The sequence below is a fragment of the Streptococcus sp. 4155 genome (genome assembly GCF_013276695.1).
In the GTDB taxonomy this organism is placed as follows: Bacteria; Bacillota; Bacilli; order Lactobacillales; family Streptococcaceae; genus Streptococcus; species Streptococcus pseudopneumoniae.
On record NZ_VMLM01000016.1, the window covers coordinates 1 to 2,540 of the forward strand.

At 42.6% G+C, this 2,540-nt stretch carries 2 protein-coding genes; both read right to left on the reverse strand.

The features are described from left to right. Window positions 1-258: 258 nt before the first annotated feature. Window positions 259-1,593, reverse strand: coding sequence for an aminopeptidase C (gene pepC, locus HT715_RS02075; RefSeq protein ID WP_050971442.1), 1,335 nt, complete (start codon window positions 1,591-1,593; stop codon window positions 259-261). Window positions 1,594-1,704: 111 nt separating this feature from the next. Continuing rightward, window positions 1,705-2,427: a pseudouridine synthase gene (locus HT715_RS02080; RefSeq protein WP_138699698.1), complete on the reverse strand. Its 723-nt coding sequence runs from the start codon at window positions 2,425-2,427 to the stop codon at window positions 1,705-1,707. Window positions 2,428-2,540 lie beyond the last annotated feature (113 nt).

Genomic DNA, 2,540 nt, shown 5'->3' on the forward strand with positions numbered 1-2,540 from the left:
AATCCTTTGTATAGCGTGTTTTATAGCTTTATTTCAGTTATGCTCTTCAAACGCTTTATTAGTAATTCTTATAAGTGACTATGGCTTGTTATTAGAAAAGACTATAATACTCTTCGAAAATCTCTTCAAACCGCGTCAACGTCGCCTTGCCTTAGACATATGGTTACTGACTTCGTCAGTCTTATCTACAACCTCAAAACAGTGTTTTGAGCAACCTGCGGCTAGCTTCCTAGTTTGCTCTTTGATTTTCATTGAGTATTATTCTGCCAAGGCACCCATTGGATCCCATGGTGCAAGCACAATTGGTTCTGCTTCATAGGCAGCTTGTTCTTCTGCTGTCAGCAATTCCTTACGGACAACGATTTGGTAAGTGTATTCGTCCATCCAAGCGTCTGAGGCAACAAAGTAACCATCTGTACCGACCTTGTCTCCCCATGAGTTTTCAACCTTCCACTTGGTTGATTTACCATTTTCGTCCAAGTCAACACCTGTCAAGACCATGGCGTGGGTCATCAAGCTTTCGCTATAGTCCAAACGTCCAGCCTTGTCTTGAGTAAGTTTAATGTCCATGCTTGATTCAAAGTCATAAACATCTGTCGCAAGGATTCCAGCTTTGCGGTTGCTGAGCTGGCCAACATCAGAACCAAACCAAACAGTCTCACCTGCTTGCATTTGGGCAATCGCCAATTCTTTCAAGCGCTCCATTGGAACGTTGATGTAACGAACCGCACGGCTACCAACGACATTTCCCAACATCTCAACTGTGTAAGATTTACCGTATGGTTTATCAGCAGTTGGAGCATTGATAACAGAAACGTAGTCTTCTAAAGGAAGATTGACATATTTCTTGTAAAATTCCTGTGGAGTAATACCTTTTTCGCTTTGGTAGTTATTATCCTTATCACGATAAGCAAAGTCAAATTTACGTGGTGGTAGTCCTAGTGACATGGCAAGGAAGTTAAAGATCTCTTGCAAGAGGTCTTCTTTCTTAGCTTGAACAGTCGCTTGGTCTGCGCCAGAAGCTAGTAAGTCACGCAAGATTTGAGCATCTTGGCGCAGCAATTTGTTAAGGATTGCATTTAGCTCACGGCTGCTACTAGATGAAACAGACTCAGGATAAACTGACTTAGGCACGACACCGTATTTTTCAAAGAGGGAAACGACCATATCCCATTGACCACCATCTTGTTGTGGTATTTGGAGTAAGAAGCTAACCTTACGGCTCGTCAATTCTTGGTCTGCAGTCGCAATGACTTGCTCCAAGAACCAGTTTGATTTCTCATACTTGTCCCAGAAGAAAGTGTGGGCTTGTGACAACTCAAAGTTCTCCAATTTGTATTGCGAGATGAGTTTGTGGCGAAAAGTGTTGAGAGCCGCAAACATCCAGCAACGACCAGACGCTTTCTGGTTAGTGACCTTGTCCTTGGTTAAATCCAATGAGAAAACAGGTGTGTTGTCTACATGGCTTTGGCGACGTTCCAGAGCTGCAAAAATTCCGTTGTGGCTAGCAGCATTTTCAATCGCTTGGTATTTTACATTTGCTTCATAGTTGGCAAATAGTTTATCAGTAAATGATTCTTGAATCGCGTTCATAGATTCCTCCTTTTATTCTACAGTCTATTATAACTCTTTTCACAAAGGAAGCAACTAAAAAACATAAAAGGCAAGGACATTCTTCCTCACCTTTTTCAAATATAAATCAAATTAAGCAATACTAGCAAGGAGAATTTCTAATTCTTCCTTGGTCAAGCGACGCCATTCCCCTCGTTCCAGGTTCTCATCTAATACTAAAGTTCCCATAGTCAATCGTTGCAAGTCCACCACTTCCTTGCCACAGTAGCCCACCATACGCTTGACCTGATGAAACTTTCCTTCTGCAATAGTCACACGGATTTGGCTCTGATTCTTTTCTGCATCTGTGGAAAGAATCTCCAGTCTAGCGGGTTGACAAGTAAAGTCTTTGAGAGGAATACCCTCAGCAAATATCTCCACATCTTCTTGTGTCATAATTCCCTTGACCTGAGCCAGATAGGTCTTATCCACATGACGCTTGGGTGAAAGAAGAGCATGGGCAAGCTGACCGTCATTGGTCAGGAGCAGGAGTCCATGCGTATCGATATCCAAGCGCCCTACTGGGAAAACTTCCTTGCTCCGAGCAATATCATCCAACAAGTCCAGAACGGTTCTGTGCTTGGGATCCTCAGTCGCTGAGATAACTCCTTGGGGCTTGTTCATCATATAGTAGACAAACTCTTCATACTCCAACACTTGCCCATCAAAGCGAATCTCATCTCTTTCTTCATCAATCTGCAATTTAGCTGATTTTTCTTTTTTACCATTTACCGTCACGCGCCCAGCCTTGAGCAAGTTTTTGACCTCAGTCCGACTTCCCACAGCGCAGGCAACTAAAAATTTATCTAATCTCATAGAACTATTATATCATACTCAAAAGGAGGCTGGTACAATGACCAACCTCCTTTTCGTTTCATACTCTTCAAAAATCTCTTCAAACCGCGTCAAGGTCGCCTTGCCGTATATAT

What these genes read in the sequence shown, in the direction of transcription:
- pepC (WP_050971442.1), bottom strand. Translation starts at nt 1,593, where the DNA reads ATGAACGCGATTCAAGAATCATTTACTGATAAACTATTTGCCAACTAT.
- HT715_RS02080 (WP_138699698.1), bottom strand. Translation starts at nt 2,427, where the DNA reads ATGAGATTAGATAAATTTTTAGTTGCCTGCGCTGTGGGAAGTCGGACT.